The sequence below is a fragment of the Paraburkholderia sp. J7 genome, from assembly GCF_905220155.1.
Taxonomy (GTDB): Bacteria; Pseudomonadota; Gammaproteobacteria; order Burkholderiales; family Burkholderiaceae; genus Paraburkholderia.
This window is the reverse complement of record NZ_CAJMYZ010000021.1, coordinates 120,684-138,202: the sequence shown is the minus strand read 5'-3', so window position 1 is coordinate 138,202 and position 17,519 is coordinate 120,684. Positions and strand designations below refer to the sequence as shown.

Sequence of the window (17,519 nt, the reverse complement as noted above, 5' to 3'; positions counted from 1 at the left end):
AACGCCACTACCAGCGCCGACCCGACGCTCGCTCCCCATCTCCAGCCAATGGCGCAACGCGCCTTCGCCTTTGCGCTGATGTGCATCGGCTTCTTCATGGCCACGCTCGACATCCAGATCGTCGCTTCGTCGCTGCGCGACATCGGCGGTGGTCTTTCCGCGAGCCAGGACGAGCTTTCGTGGGTGCAAACGGCTTATCTGATTGCCGAGATCATGGTGATCCCCATGTCGGGCTGGCTCTCGAAGGTGTTCTCCACGCGCTGGCTCTTCGTGGCCTCCGCAGTGGGCTTCACGATCACGAGCATGCTGTGCGGCCTCGCCTGGGACATCAACTCGATGATCGTGTTCCGCGGCCTGCAAGGCGCACTCGGCGCGGCGATGATCCCCACGGTGTTCACCACGGCCTTCGTACTCTTTCCTGGCAAGCAGCGTCTCGTTGCCTCCACAACCATTGGCGCGCTCGCTTCGCTCGCGCCCACGCTCGGCCCCGTGATTGGCGGCTGGATCACCGATCAATGGTCGTGGCATTGGCTCTTCTATCTGAACCTCGTGCCGGGTATTGCGGTAGCGGCGCTGGTGCCCAAGTACGTGAACATCGACAAGCCCGATCTTTCGCTTCTCAAACGTGGCGATTATCTCGGCATCGCGCTCATGTGCGGCTTTCTCGGCTGCCTCGAATACGTGCTCGAAGAGGGCCCGCGCAAGAACTGGTTCGGCGACGACGTGATCGTGGCCTGTACGTGGATCTCGGCGATCTGCGGCTTTCTCTTCATCGTGCATGCACTCACGGCGAAGGACCCGATCGTCGATCTGCGCGCGCTGCTCGTGCGCAACTTCGGCATCGGCAGCCTGCTTTCGTTTGTCACGGGCATTGGCATTTTCGTGGCGGTCTATCTCACGCCGCTCTTTCTTGCGGAGGTGCGCGGCTACAGCTCGCTGCAAATCGGCTTGTCGTTGCTTTCGGTGGGGGTGTTCCAGTTGCTCGCGCTTGGCGTTTATGCCTTCGCTACGCGCTTTTTCAGCATGCGCGCGCTGATGCTGTTCGGACTGGTCTGCTTCGGGCTTGGTTGCTACCTGTATGTGCCGCTCACGCACGACTGGGGCTGGCAGCAGTTCCTCCTGCCGCAGGCGCTGCGCGGCATTGGCCAGCAGTTCGCCATTCCGCCCATCGTCACGATGTCGCTCGGCTCACTGCCGCCTTCGCGGCTCAAGTCGGCGAGCGGTCTCTTCAATCTCATGCGCAATCTGGGCGGCGCGATCGGCATTGCCGTTAGCGCGACGATGCTCAACGACCGGCTCAATTTTCACTATCTGCGCCTGAACGAGAGCGTGAGTGGCGGCGTGCCGCAGGTGCAGTTGCTGCTGGCGGGCCGCGCCGTGTACTGGCAGTCCGTGGCGGGCAATGCGATCGATGCCGCAGAAGCCGGGCTCGCACAGCTGCACGCGCTGATTCTGCGCGAGGCGCTCGTGATGACGTTCTCCGATACGTTCTTCGTGCTCTCGCTTTGCTTCCTGGTCGCCATTGCGAGCGTGGCGTTCTCCAAGCCGATTTCGCTGGGCGCGCCGCCGCCCGACGCCCATTGAGGTGCTTCATGCCAACCCCGACCACTCCTGAACGCTCATCGAAGCCCATGCGCCTCGTGCTCTCCCTGCTTTCTGCCGCCGTACTCGCCGCGTGCGCGGTGCAGCCCGCGCAGCATCCCGACCTGAGCGCCACGGTGCACGAAACGGCGCCCACGGCATGGCGTATCGACGCGCCGCACGACGCCATCGAAGCACGCGCCTGGTGGGCGCAGTTCGGCGATCCGACGCTCGACACGCTGCTCGCCACGGTGCTCGAAGGCAACCTCGATTTGCAGGCCGCCGCCGAGCGCGTGAAGCAGGCGCAAGCGATCACTACGCAAAAGCATGCGGCGCTGCTCCCGCAACTCGACTTCACGGCGCACGGCGCCTATGAGCGGCAGAACACGCCGCCGCCGCTTGGCTACGTGAAGCAGGCGGGCGCGGGGCTCGCGCTGAGCTGGTCGCCCGACGTATTCGGCGGCGAGCGGCTCGATCTGCTCGCGGCGCAAGCGAACCTCGTGGGCCAGAAGCATGCGCTCGATGCCGTACGTCTCGCGCTGGCGGCGAATACGGCATCGGCGTATGTCGATCTGCGCTACGCACAGGCCGAGTTGAAGATCCTTCAGGATAACCTGGAGATTCGCAAGCGCACCTTGCTGCTCACGCAAGACCGGCTGAAATACGGCCTCTCCACGCAACTCGACGTCGCGCGTGCGCAAACGCAGCTAAGCGAACTGCAGGCACGTATCCCGCGCGCGCAGGCCAGCATCGATCATCAGTTGAACCTGATCGCGGTGTACACGGGGCGCACGCCGGAATCCGTTGCGCAACTCGCCCTGACGCAAACGGCGCCCATTCCTGGCGTGCCCGCGAGCGTGCCGCAGATGCTGCCTTCCGAAGCTCTGCTGCGCCGTCCCGATGTGCAGGCCGCTTACGCTACCGTGCAGCAGCGCGCGGCGGAAGTGGGCGTGGCACGCGCCGAACGCTATCCGAAGTTCACACTCAATCTCACGGACGGCATTCTCGCGGCGTCCTATCTCGGCATGCCCACGCTCACCGACAACCTCTTTAGCGCGGCGATCGGCGCGACGAGCCCGATCTTCAACGCGGGGCGCATCACGGCCGACATCGACCAGAGCGAGAGCCGCATGCGCGAGTCGCAGCTGAATCTGCAGCAGACCATGCTGCAGGCTTTGCGCGAAGTGGAAGATAGCCGCAGCGATCTCGTGAGCACGGCCAGCCAGACGCAGCAGTTGAACGACGCGCTGGCTTCGTCGGCGCAGTCGCTCAAGCTTGCCAATCAGCTTTACAAGGGCGGTGCGACTGACTTTCTCGACGTGCTGAACGCACAGCAAACCTTGCTCGCCGATCAGGACCTGCTCAACGACGCGCAGCGCGAGCGCGCGCAAGCGGCGGTCGCGCTGTACCGGTCGCTCGGCGGCGGATGGAGCCAGAGCGGCGACGTGGTGCTCGCGCAGGAAACGCCCGAGCACGGCGGCTGAAAGTCACGGACAACGCCGTGACCTCGACCTCAAGCGCCGGAAGCCGCCTCGCGCGCAAGCGAGCGCCACTGCGCGGGCGTCATGCCCACGTGGCGTTTGAAGCCGCGCTGGAACGCGGCGTCCGACTGGTAGCCCACGAATTCGCCGATCTCCGCCACGCTCTCGTTGCCTTGCGCGAGCATGCGGCCCGCGAGCGTCATGCGGATATCGGTGAGCACATCGGCGGCCGAGCGGCCGATGGCCTCGTCGAAGTGCCGCGCAAACGTCGCGCGCGACATGTGGCAAAGCTCGGCCAGCTCGGGCAGTGTCCAGGGCTTGCCGGGCGTTTCGAACATGGCGTCGATGGCGGGTTGCAGACGCGGGCGCTGCGCGAGCGCGAGCAGGCCGCGCGGCGGGGCGTCGCCGGCGCTGGCATAGCGCAGCGTGAGCCCGAAGAGCGCGCCCGACAGATGGTTCACGAGCGACTCGCTGCCAGGCGCTGCCTCATAGGCTTCGTCGCGCAACAGCGCGATCAGGCGCACGAGACGTTCGGGCGGCTGCGCGCCATCGCGCGCGCTATGCACGACGAGGCGCGCGGGCAGATTCTCGCGCAGCAGGCGCTGCGGCACGGCCGGCAGCAGGAAGCGGCCGCACAGCACGTCAGCGGCGGCGCCTTCGCCCACATTCGTTTCGACGGTCACGCCGTTTTCCATGCGCGTGGCGACGGTGGCGGGCGCCGCGCCGCTGCCATCGTGCAGCACGTGCGCGCTGCCCGACGGAAACAGCACGATGTCGCCAGCATGAAGCGCGACGGGCGCGCCGTGCGCATCCTCCACGATGGCGCGTCCGGCAATCAGCACGTGATAGCGGATCTCGCGCTCCTTCGCCCCGGGCTCATCGATGCGCCAGGGCGCGCCGAAATGGCAGCGCACGTCGAGGCGGCCGGCAACGGGCATCAGCGCGAGAAGGCGGCTCAGCAGATCCATGGTGGGCGAGTGAGACGAATGAGCATGAAGTCGCGCCATTCTGGCATTAAAAGCGCGATGGTGCGCGCATACACTGCATCCATGCCATCGACGATGGCAACGCGATACAGACAGCCGTTCGCGACCATGCAACGTTAAAGGAGCAAAACATGTCCCGTCTTTCCGCCATCAAGCCTGAAGCCGCTACCGGCGCCGCCGCTGAAATTTTTGCGAAGATCCGCAAGGCCGTGGGCAAGGTGCCCAACGCGTACGCCACGATCGGCACACATAGCCCGGAAGCGCTGGGCGCGCTGCTCAACGTCGAAGCCGTGATCGCCGCTGGCACACTGTCGAAGCCCGACGTCGAAGCGATCAAGCTCGCGGTGAGCGAAGTGGCGGGCTGTGATTACTGTCTCGCGGCGCACACGCTGGCGGGCAAGTTCGCAGGCCTCGCGCCGGAAACGATGAAGGCGGTGCGCGCAGGAGACGCGACCGGCGACGCAAAGCGCGACGCGCTCGTGCACTTCGTTCGCCTGCTGGTGACCACGCACGGCACGCTGCCGGAAGCGGAAGTGAGCGCGATTCGCGAAGCCGGTTATACCGAGCGTCAGATCGTGGAAATTGCGCTCGCCGTGACGTCGATTACGTTCACGAACCTCGTGAACCGCATCAACGATACGACGCTGGATTTTCCGGCCGCGCCGTAATGTAACGGCAAGAGTTTTACCCACCCCGCGTGCGCTGGACACGACATCAATCGTGCCAGCGCACGCGAGCGCATGTTCGACAAAATCGTTTGAAAGTGTGCATATGCATACTTAGAATGTAAGTGGAACGGCGTACATCAAAGGAGAGTTGTCCATGAGCAAGCTGAATTCGCGCGAGATCGTTTTGTGCCAGCCGGTGCGTACGGCAATTGGCGGTTTCAACGGTGCGTTCAAGGGCGTTCCCGCCACGGAGCTAGGCGCGGCGGCGGTGCGCGAAACGCTCGCGCGCGCGAAACTCGATCCCGCGCGGCTCGGCTCCGTGGTGCTCGGCAACGTGATCCAGGCGGGCAACAAGATGAATCCTGCGCGTCAGGCCGAGCTTGGCGGTGGCGTGCCGGTTCAGGTGCCCGCGCTCACGGTCAACCGCGTGTGCGGCTCGGGCGCGCAAGCCATTGCGAGCGCCGCGCAGGAGGTGATGCTGGGTCTTGCCGATGTTGCGCTCGCGGGCGGCATGGAGAACATGGACCGCGCGCCTTATCTGCTGGACGGCGGCCGCTGGGGCTATCGCATGGGCAACGCCGAGATTCACGACAGCATGCTGCGCGACGGTCTCGTCGATGCATTTTCGGGCCAGCATTCGGGCTGGCATACGGAAGACCTGGTGACGCAGTCCGCGCTCACGCGTGCCGAGCAGGACAACTGGGCCGTGCGTTCGCAACAGCGATTTGCTGCCGCACAAGCGGCGGGGCGCTTCAAGGAAGAAATCGCCGCGGTGGAAGTGAAGGGCAAGAAGGGCATGGAGCGCATCGATACCGACGAAGCGCCGCGCCCCGACACGACGCTCGAAGCGCTTGCAAGATTGCGCCCCGCGTTTCGCCCGGACGGCACGATCACGGCGGGCAACGCGCCAGGACTAAACAGCGCGGCGAGCGCGATGCTCGTGGCCGAGCGCGGCTTCGCTGAAAGCGAGGGGCTTTCGCCAATGGTGAAGCTCGTGGCGTGGGGCGTGGCGGCGGTGGAGCCGGGCATGTTCGGCCTTGGCCCCGTGCCCGCCGTGCAACTCGCGTTGGCGCGCGCAGGCTGGTCGCTTGCCGATGTCGATCGCTTCGAGATCAACGAGGCATTCGCGGCGGTGCCGCTTGCGGTCATGAAGCAACTTGGCATTCCCGAGGACATCGTGAACGTGGAAGGCGGTGCGATCGCGCATGGCCACCCGATCGGCGCGACGGGCGCGATTCTCACCACGCGTCTCGCATGGTCGATGCAGCGCGACGGGCTGCGTCGCGGCGTCGTGACGCTTTGCATCGGTGGCGGCCAGGGTATCGCGCTCGCGCTTGAGAAAGTATGATGGCCGGGCCACGTGAGGCGAATTGGACTGGGATACAGGCGGGGAACACGATGACGAAGCGGATCACACGCGAGGAATGCAACTGTTTTGCGCTGCGGCAGGCGGCACGTTTCGTCACGCAGCTTTATGAGCGGCACCTCTCGCAGGCGGACGTCACGGCCGCGCAGTTCACCATCCTCTCGCGCCTCGCGGGACGGCCCGACGCCACGGCCGCCGAACTCTCCGACGACCTTGTGATGGACCGCACGACGCTCGTGCGCGCGTTAAAGCCGTTGCAGCGCGACGGCCTCGTGCTCACGGCGGCGGCCGAGCACGACACGCGCACGCTCGTCTACCGTCTTTCGGCTGCGGGCTTGCGCCGCTTCGACAAGGCGCACGCGTTATGGCTCGAAGCGCAGGCCGAATTCGAGCAGCACATGAAGCGCGACCGCGCGAAAGCGTTGCGCTCTGAACTGTTTGCACTCACGAAAGCGGCAGCGGGCTGACACTCCACTTACGCAAGCACGCGTTTCGTAAGCCCTTCGGGCAAGGCGGCCACGCCAGCGATCAGATCTGGCGCGAAAATGGCATCATGAGAATCCCAGGAGTCTGACGCTTTGCCGCCGGGTTCTCATGAGACGATATCGACCGCCGCCGCCCAACTTTCTGCGTGACCACGCGCACCCAGCCTGGCGCGATATTGCGTTGACGACGCTGCCCGTGGCCCTGTTCTGCGCGGTGGTCGTCGGTCTTGTCCTCTGGCTCGTCGACCCCGCGCCGCCGCGCACGATCACGATCAGCGCGGGCCCTGCGGACAGCTCCTTCATGCAGATGGCGCAAGCCTATCGCGCGATCCTCGCGCGCAACGGCGTGAAGCTCAAGATCCTCGAATCGGACGGCTCGGTGCAGAACCTGCAGCGCCTGCTCGATCCGAAGCAACGCGTGGACCTCGCCTTCGTGCAGGGCGGCGTGGCCGACGGTGTGGACACACGCTCGCTCATGTCGCTTGGCAGCGTGGCATATCTGCCTATCATCGTGTTCTATCGCGGCTCGGGTCTCACGCGCCTCGCCGACCTCAACGGCATGCGCATCGCCATTGGCCGTGTGGGCAGCGGCACGCGCGAGCTTGCGCTCAAGCTGCTCTCCGCGAATGGTATCGACCCTGGCGGCGACTCTACGTTCCTGCCGCTCGACGGCATGGACGCGGCCACGGCGCTCGTCTCGGGCCGCGTCGAGGCCGCCATGCTGAGCGGCGACTCAACCACGCGCGCGCTCATGTTGCGCCTGCTCGACATCCCCGGCATTTCGGTCATGAGCTTTGGCGAAGCGGCTGCTTATACGCGGCTTTTTCCGTACCTGGACGACGTCGACCTGCCGCCTGGCGTGCTCGATTTGCGCAGGCGCCAGCCACGCGAAACCGTGCATCTGATCGGCCCGACCGTCGAACTCGTCGCGCGCGACACGCTGCATCCCGCGCTCTCCGATCTGCTTATCGAAGCGGCGGGCGAGGTGAACGGCGCGCCCGGACTGCTGCAGAGAGAAGGCCAGTTTCCGAGCCCGGCGGTGCATGACTTCCGCGTGAGCGAGGACGCCATGCGCTATTACAAGTCGGGCAAGAGCTTTCTCTATCGCGCGCTGCCGTTCTGGCTGGCGAGCGTGACGGACCGCTTGCTGGTGCTGCTGCTGCCGTTGGCCGTGCTTGTGATCCCAGCGTTGCGCACGATACCGGCGCTGTATCGCTGGCGCGTGCGTTCGCGCATCTATCGCTATTACGGCGCGCTCATCGCCATCGAACGCGACGCGCTCAACCATACGAACGAAGAAGAACGGCGCGCGCTGGTCGAGGAACTCGATGAGATCGAACGTTCGCTCAACACGCTGCGCATGCCGCTCGCGTACGCCGACGCGTTCTACGTGCTGCGCGAACACGTGGGTTTCGTGCGTATGCATTTGAGTGCAAACGAGTCGCAGTCGCACTCGAACGCGGTCTGATCGGCATTCACGATATCGTTGCTGTCAACGTTGCTTTCGCTCGCATTGATGCACGTCGAGTAACCATGGTGTTGAAACATATCTTCCATTGACACCCCGAGTCTTGCCCCTTTATTTTTGTGTAGCACGCCGTAGCGTTTTGGAGATTGTGCCGTTCGCCGCTAGTTGTGAGAGGTTTGCGAATATTCCATCGCTACGCATATCAGAACCACTATTCGTAACCGGGAGGACCATAACGTGAAAACATCCGGTGCAAGCCAGCGCCTTGCCTGGCTCGTGTGTGCCACACTCGCGGGTGCGCCGCTTTTCGTGGGGCCGCTTGGGCCCACTGCCGCCCTTGCGCAGAACGCGGCGCATCTTTCCAGCCAGCAGCTCGACTCACTTACCGCGCCTATTGCGCTCTATCCCGACGCGCTGCTCGCGCAGGTGCTCATGGCCGCCACGTTCCCGCAAGACGTGTCCGCCGCCGCCGCGTGGACGAAGTCCAACCCGAATCTCAAAGGCGACGACGCAGTGAAGGCCGTGGCCTCCGAGCCTTGGGACCCGAGCGTGCAGTCGCTCGTGGCGTTCCCGCAAGTGCTCGAAACCATGGCGTCGAAGCCCGACTGGGTCCAGCAGATCGGCAACGCGTTTCTCGCGCAGCCCAACGACGTGATGGACTCCGTGCAGCGCCTGCGCGTGCAGGCCCAGAAGGCGGGCAACCTCAAGTCCAACGAGCAGCAGAAAGTCGTGGTCCAGCCGGCTTCGGGCACCTCGACCACGCAGACCATCGTGATCGAGCCTGCGAATCCGCAGGTGGTCTATGTGCCGACTTATAACCCAACGGTGGTCTATGGCGCGTGGCCGTATCCGGCCTATCCGCCCGTGTACATGCCGCCGCCTCCGGGGTATGCCATTGCCTCGGGTTTCGTGAGCGGGCTCGCGTTCGGTGCGGGTATCGCGGTCGCGAACTCGTTGTGGGGTGGCTTCAACTGGAACAATCATGACGTGAACATCAACGTCAATCGCTACAACAACATCAACGTCAATAACCGCATCAACTCGACCAGCGGTACGGCGAACTGGAATCGCAACACCAATGTCGAGCGTCGCCAGAACTACAACAACGCGAACCTGAACGGCCAGCGCAACCAGTACCGCGGCTATGACCAGTCGCGCCAGCAGGCCATGCAGACCTTGCAGAACCGCACCGGCGAGAACGTGAGCGGCAATGCCCAACAGCGGTTGCAGGGCATCCAGGAAGGCGGCCGGCCGAATGCCGGCGGCGCTAACGGGCCGAACGGCAATCGTGGCAACGAACTGAACAACCGCGGGCAAAACGGTGGGCAAAACGCGAACCGTGGCAACGAGTTGAACAACCGTGGGCAAAACGGCGGGCAAAACGCGAACCGTGCGAACGACCTCAACAACCGTGCGCAGAACACGAATCGCGACAATGCGTTACGCGGCGCGGGCGACGGTGCTAATGCGCGCCTCGATCAGCAGCGCGGTCAGCAAAGCCGCACCGCGTTCCAGGGCGGCGGCGGTGGCGGTGGCTTCCATGCCGGCGGCGGAGGCGGTGGTGGCGGCGGCTTCCATGGCGGTGGTGGTGGCGGCGGGTTCGGCGGTGGCGGGGGTGGCGGCGGGCGTCACTTCGGCCGTCGATAACGTTGAATCTCATGAGGAGTCTACAAATGATCCGCATTTCCGCACGCCGCCTGCCGCACGACTACGCGCTCGCGCTCGGCACGGCACTCGCGCTTTTTGGCGCGCCCGCGTTGCTGCCGGCCCCCTTCGGCGGCGCCGCTTACGCACAAGCCGTCTTCGCCACGCCCGAAGCTGCCGCGAACGCGTTCACGGACGCACTCGCGACCAACGACCAGGGCGCCATGAAGCACGTGCTCGGCAACGACTTCACCACGTTCATCCCCACGCAGAGCATCGGTCAGGACGATATCGACGACTACCTTGGCGCCTGGGCGAAGGGCCATCGTGTCGTGTCTGACGCCACGCCGGTTGCCGGCAAGGCGAGGGCTCACGTCGAGGTGGGCGACAGTGGCTGGACGCTGCCCATCCCGCTCGTGCAGTCGGGCAAGGGCTGGCATTTCGACCCGCGTGAAGGCGCGAGCGAAATCCTCACGCGCCGCCTTGGCCGCAACGAGCGTGCAGCCATGCTCACCTCGCTCGCCTACGTCGACGCGCAGAACGACTATCGCAAGCTCACGCAGCACTACGCGCAGCGGCTCGTAAGCACGCCGGGCAAGCACGACGGTCTCTACTGGCCGGTCGAGCCGGGCGAGGCCGAAAGTCCGCTCGGACCACTCGCGGCAGCCATGCCGGGCAATGCGAAGATCACGCCGAAGGACGGATATCACGGCTATCACTTCCGCATTCTCACCGCGCAGGGGCCGCACGCCAGCGGTGGTGCACGCAGCTACCTCGACAATGGCGATTTGAGCGGCGGTTTCGCGCTCGTGGCCTGGCCGGCGCAATACGGCAAAACGGGCGTGATGAGCTTCATCATCAACCAGGACGGCCAGCTCTATCAGAAGAATCTCGGGCCAAATGGCGCACATACGGCGGAGGCGATCAAGGCGTTCGATCCCGACTCGTCCTGGCAGGCCACCAAACCCTGAGCGGCGATTCGCCGTCCGCCGGGCGGCATGATTGCTGACGTCGTTCTCTGACAGACGCTCCACACGGAATTCGGGCACAATCCAGCCACGGCGACGTGGCTGTCGCCCGAAGCGGGCTTTGGCCAACGGAAGCGGAGAGGTCGGGCATGCGGCTTGCTCGAACTTCCCCGCACTCTCATTCGTGTGGAGATAACCAAATGCAACGACGCAACTTCATGCTAACGGCGGCGGTGACCCTTGCCTCGGGCGGCCTCACGCTCGCAGGCTGTACCACGACCACGGATACGACCTCCACGGCGTCGCAGAACATGTCCAAGCGCCAGTCGATCGACGCATCGGTGGACGGCACGCTCTCGCGGCTGTTTTCGACCGTGAAGGGCTCGCACGAGCTTCTCGCGAAATCGCGCGGCGTGCTGGTGTTCCCCGAAGTGCTGCAGGCCGGCTTCATCGTCGGCGCGCAGTATGGCGAGGGCGCGTTGCGTGTGGGTGGCGCGACCGTCGGCTACTACAGCACCGCGTCGGGCTCGTTTGGTCTGCAGGCCGGCGCGCAGTCGAAGGCGCTCATCTTCGCCTTCATGACGCAGGACGCGCTCGACAAATTCCGCGCGACGGATGGCTGGGCCGCGGGCGCCGACGCTTCGGTCGCGCTCGTGACCGTGGGCGCGAACGGCGTGATCGATACGAACACGGCCACGCATCCGGTGGAGGCCTTCGTGCTGACCAACGCGGGCCTGATGGCCGACGTCTCGCTGGCGGGCACCAAGGTCACGCGTCTGAATATCTGACGCCGCACGTTCCGGTAAAAAGCGCCGGATCATGTAAAAAGGGCAAGGCGTTAAGCCTTGCCCTTTGTCGTTTCCTGGCGGCTAGAACCGGCCAGCCGCACGCCGCTTCAGCAACCCGTGTTCTTCACGCGCTCGACTTCGAGGCCGAACAAGGGGCGCAGCTTCGTGCCGAGCACATTGCCCGCGAACGCGCACACGAGCCACAGCCAGCCGTGCAGGCTGCCCGAGACGATGCCGCTGAAATACGCGCCGATATTGCAGCCGTACGCGAGGCGCGCGCCATAGCCGAGCAGCAGGCCGCCGATCACGGCCGCCATGAGGGAGCGCAGCGGGATGCGCCACACCGGCGCGTAGCGGCCCGCGAGCGACGCCGCTGCCATTGCGCCGAGCACGATGCCGATGTCCATGACGGTGGTCACATCGTGGCTCGCCGGGGCGGCGAGCGCAGCGGCGTTCGGGCCGGCCATCCAGTACGTCCAGCTCGCGACGTCGACGCCGAGCGCAGCGAAACCTTTAGCGCCCCACAGCGCGAACGCCGAGGTCACGCCCCAGGGCCTGCCCGAGAGCGCGAGCGTCGCGAAGTTGAGGATCGCGAGCGCGACAGCGCCGGCGAGCAGCGGCCACGGGCCATGCAGCCAGGGCGAGGTGTGCGGCGCGCGCGGCTCGTTGACCAGGCGGCCGTGGCGGCGCTTTTCGACGACCACGGTGAGCGCGGCGATGAGCGCGAACACCACGAGGTTGAGCGCGATGGCGGGCGCGGCGCCGAGCGCGTTCACAAACGAGAACGGCTTCAATTGCGGCATCGACGTCCAGAACGGCATGTGCGCGGTGGCGACCACCGAACCCACGATAAAGGCGATGAGCGTGACGACCATGCGCGTGCTGCCGCCGCCCACGGTATAGAGCGTGCCCGAGGCGCAGCCGCCGCCCAGTTGCATGCCCACGCCGAACATGAACGCGCCGACGATGACCGACGTGCCCGCGGGCGAGACGACGCCCGTGACCGGATGGCCGAAGAGCGTTCCTGCCGCGAGCGCCGGAAAAAACAGCAGCACGCCAATGGCGAGCATGACCATCTGCGCACGCAGACCGGCGCCGCGGCCGTCGGCGATGAACACGCGCCACGCGGAAGTGAAGCCGAACGCCGCGTGATAGAGCGTCATGCCGAGCAGCGCGCCGACCACGTAGAGCGCCGCCTGACGCGCGCTCACGGTCTGCGCGAGATACACCGCGCCGAGCGCGACGAGCAAGAGCGCGATGCCCAGCGGCTTGGGATTGATGGAGTCGAGTTGGCGCGGCGCGGGCGCGAGCGGCGTGGAGAGGTCGGACATGGGAGCAGGGCCGCGAGAAAAAGCGGCCAGGAAGAAAGCGGCCAGGAAAAACAATCGGTGAAAGCAAAACGATAGCACGATTTGCAACCTGGTCTGACAGAGCCCGCAGGCCGACTTCCTCTGGCCCGCGCGAAGCCGCGAGACATTGCCGCAAACCTTTGCCAGACGGGGTTTCCCACCCATTGGGACGAAGCCTCGCCAAAGCCCGCGTAGCCATGCAGGCATCATGGATTTCCCCTATCCAGCGCCGTGCATCGTCTGCCGTTAGGCGAGACGAGGTGCGAAGGCGCGTCGGGCCGCGCAGATTCGCATCGGCTGGAAGATAAAAAAACGCCACGGAGACCTCATGCTGGGAAACATCACCATTCGCCGCGGGCTCACGCTCGTTATCGGTATCTTCGTCGCGTTTCTGCTGACGGTGATCGGCGTGTCGTATGGCGCGCTCAAGATCACCAATGACAGCCTGCATGACGCCCAGCGCGGCGCGCAGGCGCTCGACGCGCTCAAGACCAGTTCCGAGCGCCTGCTCCAGGTGCGCCTTGCGCTCGGCGGCTACGAGACGCTCTTCAGCGTCGGCAAGGCCACGGACGGCTTGCTCGACAAGGCGCACCAGGTGCTCGTGAATTCGAACAAGGAGTTCGCGCTCTACAGCGCCGGCCCGTTCGACGACCCCGAAGAGGCGCGCCTCGCCCAGGCCGTGAGCCGCGCGCGAGAGGCGCTTGTTTCGCAGGCGCTCGAGCCCGAGTACAAGTCGCTCGTCGACAACGACTTCAACACCTTCCGCACGATCCAGGGCGAAACCGCCGACCGCTATTACGGCGACTACGCGAAGGCCATCGAGGCGCTCGAAGACTGGCAGACCGCGCGTCAGCAGCGGGATGCCGACACCGCCGCGCAGCGCTTTCGCATGTCGCTCATCGTGTTTGGGCTGATCGGCGTGGTCGGCGTGGCGATTGGCGTGATTGCGCGCGTGGGGCTCGCCGCCGCCGTCGTCAAGCCGGTGAACCATGCGATTCGGCACTTCGAGCGCATCGCCGCGGGCGATCTCACGGTGGATGTGCGGGTGCGCTCGAAGAACGAAATGGGCCAGTTGCTGAGCGCGCTGCAGACCATGCGCAACGGGCTCGTGGGCACGGTCTCGCGCGTGCGCGCCAGCACGCACGAAATCACGCAGGGCGCGAAGCAGATCGCGTCTGGCAACGTCGATCTCTCGGACCGCACGGCGCAGCAGGCGGCGGCGCTCGAAGAAACGGCGGCGAGCATCGAGGAGCTTTCGGCCGCGGTGCGCCAGAACACGGATGGCGCGAAGGAAGCGAGCGGGCTCGCCCAGACCGCGCTCAAAACGGTCACGCGCGGCGCCGAGGTGGTGGCCCGCGTGAACGCGACGATGAGCGACATTACGGCTTCGTCGCAGAAGGTGGAGGAGATCACCGGCATCATCGAAGGCATTGCGTTCCAGACCAACATCCTCGCGCTCAATGCGGCGGTGGAGGCGGCGCGCGCGGGCGAGCAGGGGCGTGGCTTCGCGGTCGTGGCGAGCGAGGTGCGCAGCCTCGCGCAGCGCTCGGGCACGGCGGCCAAGGAGATCAAGGAACTGATCGCGGCCTCGGCGGCGACCGTTGGCGCGGGCGCGCGCCTCGTGGAAGACGCGCGCCGCACCATGGACGAGGCGCGGGATGCGGTGGCGCGGGTGAGCGGGATCATGGGCGAGATCGAGACCGCGACGCACGAGCAAAGCGACGGCATCGAACAGGTGAACCGTGCGATCGCGCAGATCGACGAGGTCACGCAGCGCAACGCGGCGCTCGTGGAGGAAGCGGCGGCGGCTGCGCAGTCGCTCGAATCGCAGGCCGATTTGCTGCGGGCGGCCGTGGCGGTGTTCAATCTGGGTGGTGCGGGGCAGGCGCTCGCGCGACCGGCGCAGACTGCCGAGGCGGACACGCGCGCAGCGCGTGGCGGCGCGCCAGCACTCGCCTGAGCTTGGCATTAGGGGTTGTCCTTGCCGTTGCAAGGGCAACTTTCGTCCGCTTTAGGCTTTAACCTGAGGTTATACCCCGCGCGCAAATCGCAATTGAGTTCCCCAGCGTTCCCGGCGAGACTGGCGGCATAGGCCGTTCGGGTTTGGCCGTCTGCGAAAGAGAACAACGGAACATGCGAGTTTGCGTTTTGGGCGGTGGAGTGATTGGCGTAAGCACGGCGTATGCGCTGGCCCGCGATGGACACGAGGTCACGCTCGTCGAACGCCACGCCGATGTGGCGCGTGAAACGAGCCACGCCAATGGCGGCCAGCTCAGCTACAGCTACGTCGCGCCGCTCGCCGACCCATCGGTGCTCCCCAAGCTGCCGCAATGGCTGTTCTCGCGCGAGGCCGCGCTGCGCTTCGTGCCGCGGCTCGACCCTCACCAATGGCGCTGGTGCGCCGCATTCCTGCGCGCCTGCACGCGCGCACGCAGCCGCGCGACTACGGCTGAACTGCTCGGCCTCGGCTTTCTGAGCCAGCGTCTCATGCACGAAATCGTCGAGCGCGAAGCCCTTTCGTTCGACTACGTGCGCAACGGCAAGCTCGTGGTGTATCGCGATCGGGAAGGCTTCGAGGGCGCGCGCCGCCAGGCGCAATACCAGGCGCAACTAGGCTGCGTGCAGCATGCGCTCGACGGTGCGGCATGCGTGGCGCTCGAGCCCGCGCTTGCGCATATCGGCGGCGAGATCGTGGGCGGCATCCACACGCCAGGCGAGGAGGCCGCCGACTGCGATCGGTTCACGCGCGGCCTCGCGCACGCGGCGCAGCGCGACGGCGTGAACCTGCAACTCGCCACCGAGTTCTCCGGACTGCGAACGAAAGGGCTGCGCGTGCTGGCCGCGCAAACCTCGCAAGGCGACATCGAAGCCGACGCTTTCGTGGTGTGCCTGGGTTTCCAGAGCCAGCCGATGCTTGCCTCGCTCGGCGTGCACGTGCCCGTGTATCCGCTCAAGGGTTACAGCCTCACGCTTCCCAACGCGAACGCACAGGGCGCGCCGCGCGTCTCCGTCACGGACGCGCATCACAAGGTCGTCTACGCGCCGCTCGGCGAGCGGCTGCGCATTGCGGGCATGGTCGACCTCACGGGTATGAACCCGCACGCCGACGCAGCCCGCATCGCGCTGCTCACGCGCCAGGCGCGCGAAACCTTCCCCAATGCGGGCGACTACGACGCCATTCAGACGTGGACCGGCATGCGTCCCGCCACGCCGGACAGCAAGCCCGTGATCGGCGCCACGCATTTTCGCAACCTGTGGCTCAACACGGGGCACGGCGCGCTGGGCTTCACGCTCGCGCTCGGCAGCGCGCAACTGCTCGCCGATTTGCTGGCGCAGCGCGAACTGCCGATCGACGGCGACGCTTTTGCGCCGGGCCGCTGATTCGCCATCGAGGCGTTACTGAAGCGTCGCGCCTTCCTCGCGCACGACCACGCTCGAGCGTCCGTCGATACTCACCGGCACTTCGCCGCGCACGGTCGCGCGTCGCACGATGCGTCGCGCGTCGCCGTAGTCGTTGATCGCGTAGTGCTGCGTCGCGCGGTTGTCCCAGATCGCGACGTCGCCTTCCTGCCAGTTCCAGCGCACCGTGTTTTCGAGTCGCGTGACATGTTCGTGGAATACCTGCAGCAAATGCGCCGAATCGAACGATGAGAGGCCCTTGAGGCGTTGCACGAAGTGGCCGAGCACGAGCGTGCGCTCGCCCGTTTCCGGATGCACGCGCACCACGGGGTGCTCGGTTTCGTAGAGCTTCGACGTGAAGACTTCGCGGTAACGCTTGAGCTGTGCGCTGTCGGCGTTCGCGTGCGTGGAAGCGTAATCGTAGGCGTTGGTGTGCAGCGCCCAGAGCGTGTCGGCGAGGGCGCGCAGCGGCTCGGGCAGGTGTGCGTATGCGGCGGCCGTGTTGGCCCACACCGTGTCGCCGCCGAATGGCGGAATCACCACGGCGCGCAGGATCGAGACTTTCGGGTAGGCGTCGACGAAGGTGACATCGGTATGCCACGAGTTCGCGCGCGCGCCGTGCAGCGAATCCAGCTCCAGCAGGCTGCCGCCTTCCACCGAGGGCACCGTGGGGTGTGCGACCGTCTCGCCGAAGCGCCGCGCGAAGGCTTCCTGCGAGGCGTCGTCGAGATGCTGCTGGCCGCGGAAGAACAGCACCTTGTGACGCAGCAGGGCGGCGTTGATGGCGTTGAACGTGGCGCTGTCGAGATCGGCGTGAAGACGCACACCGTCGATGCGCGCGCCAATGCGGCCCGCGACCTGATGGAGGTCGAGCGTGGTATCGGCGTGTTGATCCCTGGCGGAATGCAGATGCGCGGACGGAACGGAAACGGCGGGGCGCTGCGTTTGAACGTCGGACATCGAAAGTCTCCTCGGCTGGACGTGGAACATCCATTCAAGCAGCGAAGCGCTGCGAGAAGAACTGACGATTTCTGCGAAGCTAAGTGCGTGGTGGCGCGCTATCAATAGTTGCGTGTGTGATTAGCGCGTACCAAAAGAAAATGACGCAGACCCGCGAGGGAATGCGTCATTCACAATGTTGCTGCAAGATACTGCTTTTTTACTGCATGTTCGTTGGTAGGCTCGATTGGATTCGAACCAACGACCCCCACCATGTCAAGGTGGTGCTCTAACCAACTGAGCTACGAGCCTGTCGAGGCGCGAATTATAGAGACACTCGCGCGCGCTTGCAAGCGCTTTTCTCGAATCGGGTGAAACGGCGTGTTTTGGGGTGCGC

Annotated in this window: 14 protein-coding genes and 1 tRNA gene; 11 read left to right on the top strand and 4 right to left on the bottom strand. The window is 65.6% G+C overall.

What is annotated here, in order from left to right; all coding sequences use genetic code 11:
* Nucleotides 1-48: 48 nt before the first annotated feature.
* Nucleotides 49-1,584: a DHA2 family efflux MFS transporter permease subunit gene (locus U5A58_RS29860; protein WP_321964175.1), complete on the top strand. Its 1,536-nt coding sequence runs from the start codon at nucleotides 49-51 to the stop codon at nucleotides 1,582-1,584.
* Between the two features lie 47 nt (nucleotides 1,585-1,631).
* On the top strand, nucleotides 1,632-3,065 hold the full coding sequence (locus U5A58_RS29855; protein WP_415774317.1) for an efflux transporter outer membrane subunit: 1,434 nt from the start codon (nucleotides 1,632-1,634) through the stop codon (nucleotides 3,063-3,065).
* A 29-nt stretch (nucleotides 3,066-3,094) separates the two neighbouring features.
* Here the strand turns inward: U5A58_RS29855 and U5A58_RS29850 are convergent, their stop codons facing one another.
* Nucleotides 3,095-4,030, bottom strand: coding sequence for an AraC family transcriptional regulator (locus U5A58_RS29850; RefSeq protein WP_321964113.1), 936 nt, complete (start codon nucleotides 4,028-4,030; stop codon nucleotides 3,095-3,097).
* 149 nt (nucleotides 4,031-4,179) lie between these two features.
* Here U5A58_RS29850 and U5A58_RS29845 point away from each other — a divergent pair, with 149 nt between their 5' ends.
* From U5A58_RS29845 to U5A58_RS29815, 7 genes are all read left to right on the top strand, one after another.
* Entirely contained in the window at nucleotides 4,180-4,716 is a 537-nt protein-coding gene (locus U5A58_RS29845) for a carboxymuconolactone decarboxylase family protein (protein ID WP_201699604.1), read from the top strand.
* 154 nt (nucleotides 4,717-4,870) lie between these two features.
* Nucleotides 4,871-6,064 carry a thiolase family protein gene (locus U5A58_RS29840; RefSeq protein ID WP_415774316.1) on the top strand — a complete coding sequence of 398 codons (1,194 nt, stop codon included), beginning with the start codon at nucleotides 4,871-4,873 and terminating at the stop codon, nucleotides 6,062-6,064.
* A 50-nt stretch (nucleotides 6,065-6,114) separates the two neighbouring features.
* The gene (locus U5A58_RS29835; protein WP_321964112.1) at nucleotides 6,115-6,549 is read left to right on the top strand and encodes a MarR family winged helix-turn-helix transcriptional regulator; all 435 of its coding nucleotides are present in this window, start codon (nucleotides 6,115-6,117) and stop codon (nucleotides 6,547-6,549) included.
* Between the two features lie 127 nt (nucleotides 6,550-6,676).
* Nucleotides 6,677-8,035: a TAXI family TRAP transporter solute-binding subunit gene (locus U5A58_RS29830; protein ID WP_321946055.1), complete on the top strand. Its 1,359-nt coding sequence runs from the start codon at nucleotides 6,677-6,679 to the stop codon at nucleotides 8,033-8,035.
* Nucleotides 8,036-8,272: 237 nt separating this feature from the next.
* Nucleotides 8,273-9,682: a DUF3300 domain-containing protein gene (locus U5A58_RS29825; RefSeq protein ID WP_321964111.1), complete on the top strand. Its 1,410-nt coding sequence runs from the start codon at nucleotides 8,273-8,275 to the stop codon at nucleotides 9,680-9,682.
* A 26-nt stretch (nucleotides 9,683-9,708) separates the two neighbouring features.
* Nucleotides 9,709-10,650 carry a DUF2950 domain-containing protein gene (locus U5A58_RS29820; RefSeq protein WP_321964110.1) on the top strand — a complete coding sequence of 314 codons (942 nt, stop codon included), beginning with the start codon at nucleotides 9,709-9,711 and terminating at the stop codon, nucleotides 10,648-10,650.
* A 197-nt stretch (nucleotides 10,651-10,847) separates the two neighbouring features.
* Nucleotides 10,848-11,435 carry a YSC84-related protein gene (locus tag U5A58_RS29815; protein ID WP_321914419.1) on the top strand — a complete coding sequence of 196 codons (588 nt, stop codon included), beginning with the start codon at nucleotides 10,848-10,850 and terminating at the stop codon, nucleotides 11,433-11,435.
* A 107-nt stretch (nucleotides 11,436-11,542) separates the two neighbouring features.
* On the opposite strand, the gene U5A58_RS29810 is transcribed toward U5A58_RS29815, so the two are convergent.
* Nucleotides 11,543-12,766 carry a YeeE/YedE family protein gene (locus tag U5A58_RS29810; protein ID WP_321964109.1) on the bottom strand — a complete coding sequence of 408 codons (1,224 nt, stop codon included), beginning with the start codon at nucleotides 12,764-12,766 and terminating at the stop codon, nucleotides 11,543-11,545.
* Nucleotides 12,767-13,112: 346 nt separating this feature from the next.
* Between U5A58_RS29810 and U5A58_RS29805 the strand changes: the two genes are divergently transcribed.
* Nucleotides 13,113-14,744 carry a methyl-accepting chemotaxis protein gene (locus tag U5A58_RS29805; RefSeq protein ID WP_321914417.1) on the top strand — a complete coding sequence of 544 codons (1,632 nt, stop codon included), beginning with the start codon at nucleotides 13,113-13,115 and terminating at the stop codon, nucleotides 14,742-14,744.
* 143 nt (nucleotides 14,745-14,887) lie between these two features.
* Nucleotides 14,888-16,165, top strand: a complete 1,278-nt coding sequence (locus U5A58_RS29800) for a D-amino acid dehydrogenase (RefSeq protein WP_415774315.1) — start codon at nucleotides 14,888-14,890, stop codon at nucleotides 16,163-16,165.
* A gap of 15 nt (nucleotides 16,166-16,180) precedes the next feature.
* Here the strand turns inward: U5A58_RS29800 and U5A58_RS29795 are convergent, their stop codons facing one another.
* Together U5A58_RS29795 and U5A58_RS29790 are read right to left on the bottom strand one after the other, a co-directional pair.
* The gene (locus U5A58_RS29795) at nucleotides 16,181-17,143 is read right to left on the bottom strand and encodes a TauD/TfdA family dioxygenase (RefSeq protein ID WP_321964106.1); all 963 of its coding nucleotides are present in this window, start codon (nucleotides 17,141-17,143) and stop codon (nucleotides 16,181-16,183) included.
* A 214-nt stretch (nucleotides 17,144-17,357) separates the two neighbouring features.
* Nucleotides 17,358-17,434, bottom strand: a tRNA-Val gene (locus tag U5A58_RS29790).
* Nucleotides 17,435-17,519: the final 85 nt, after the last annotated feature.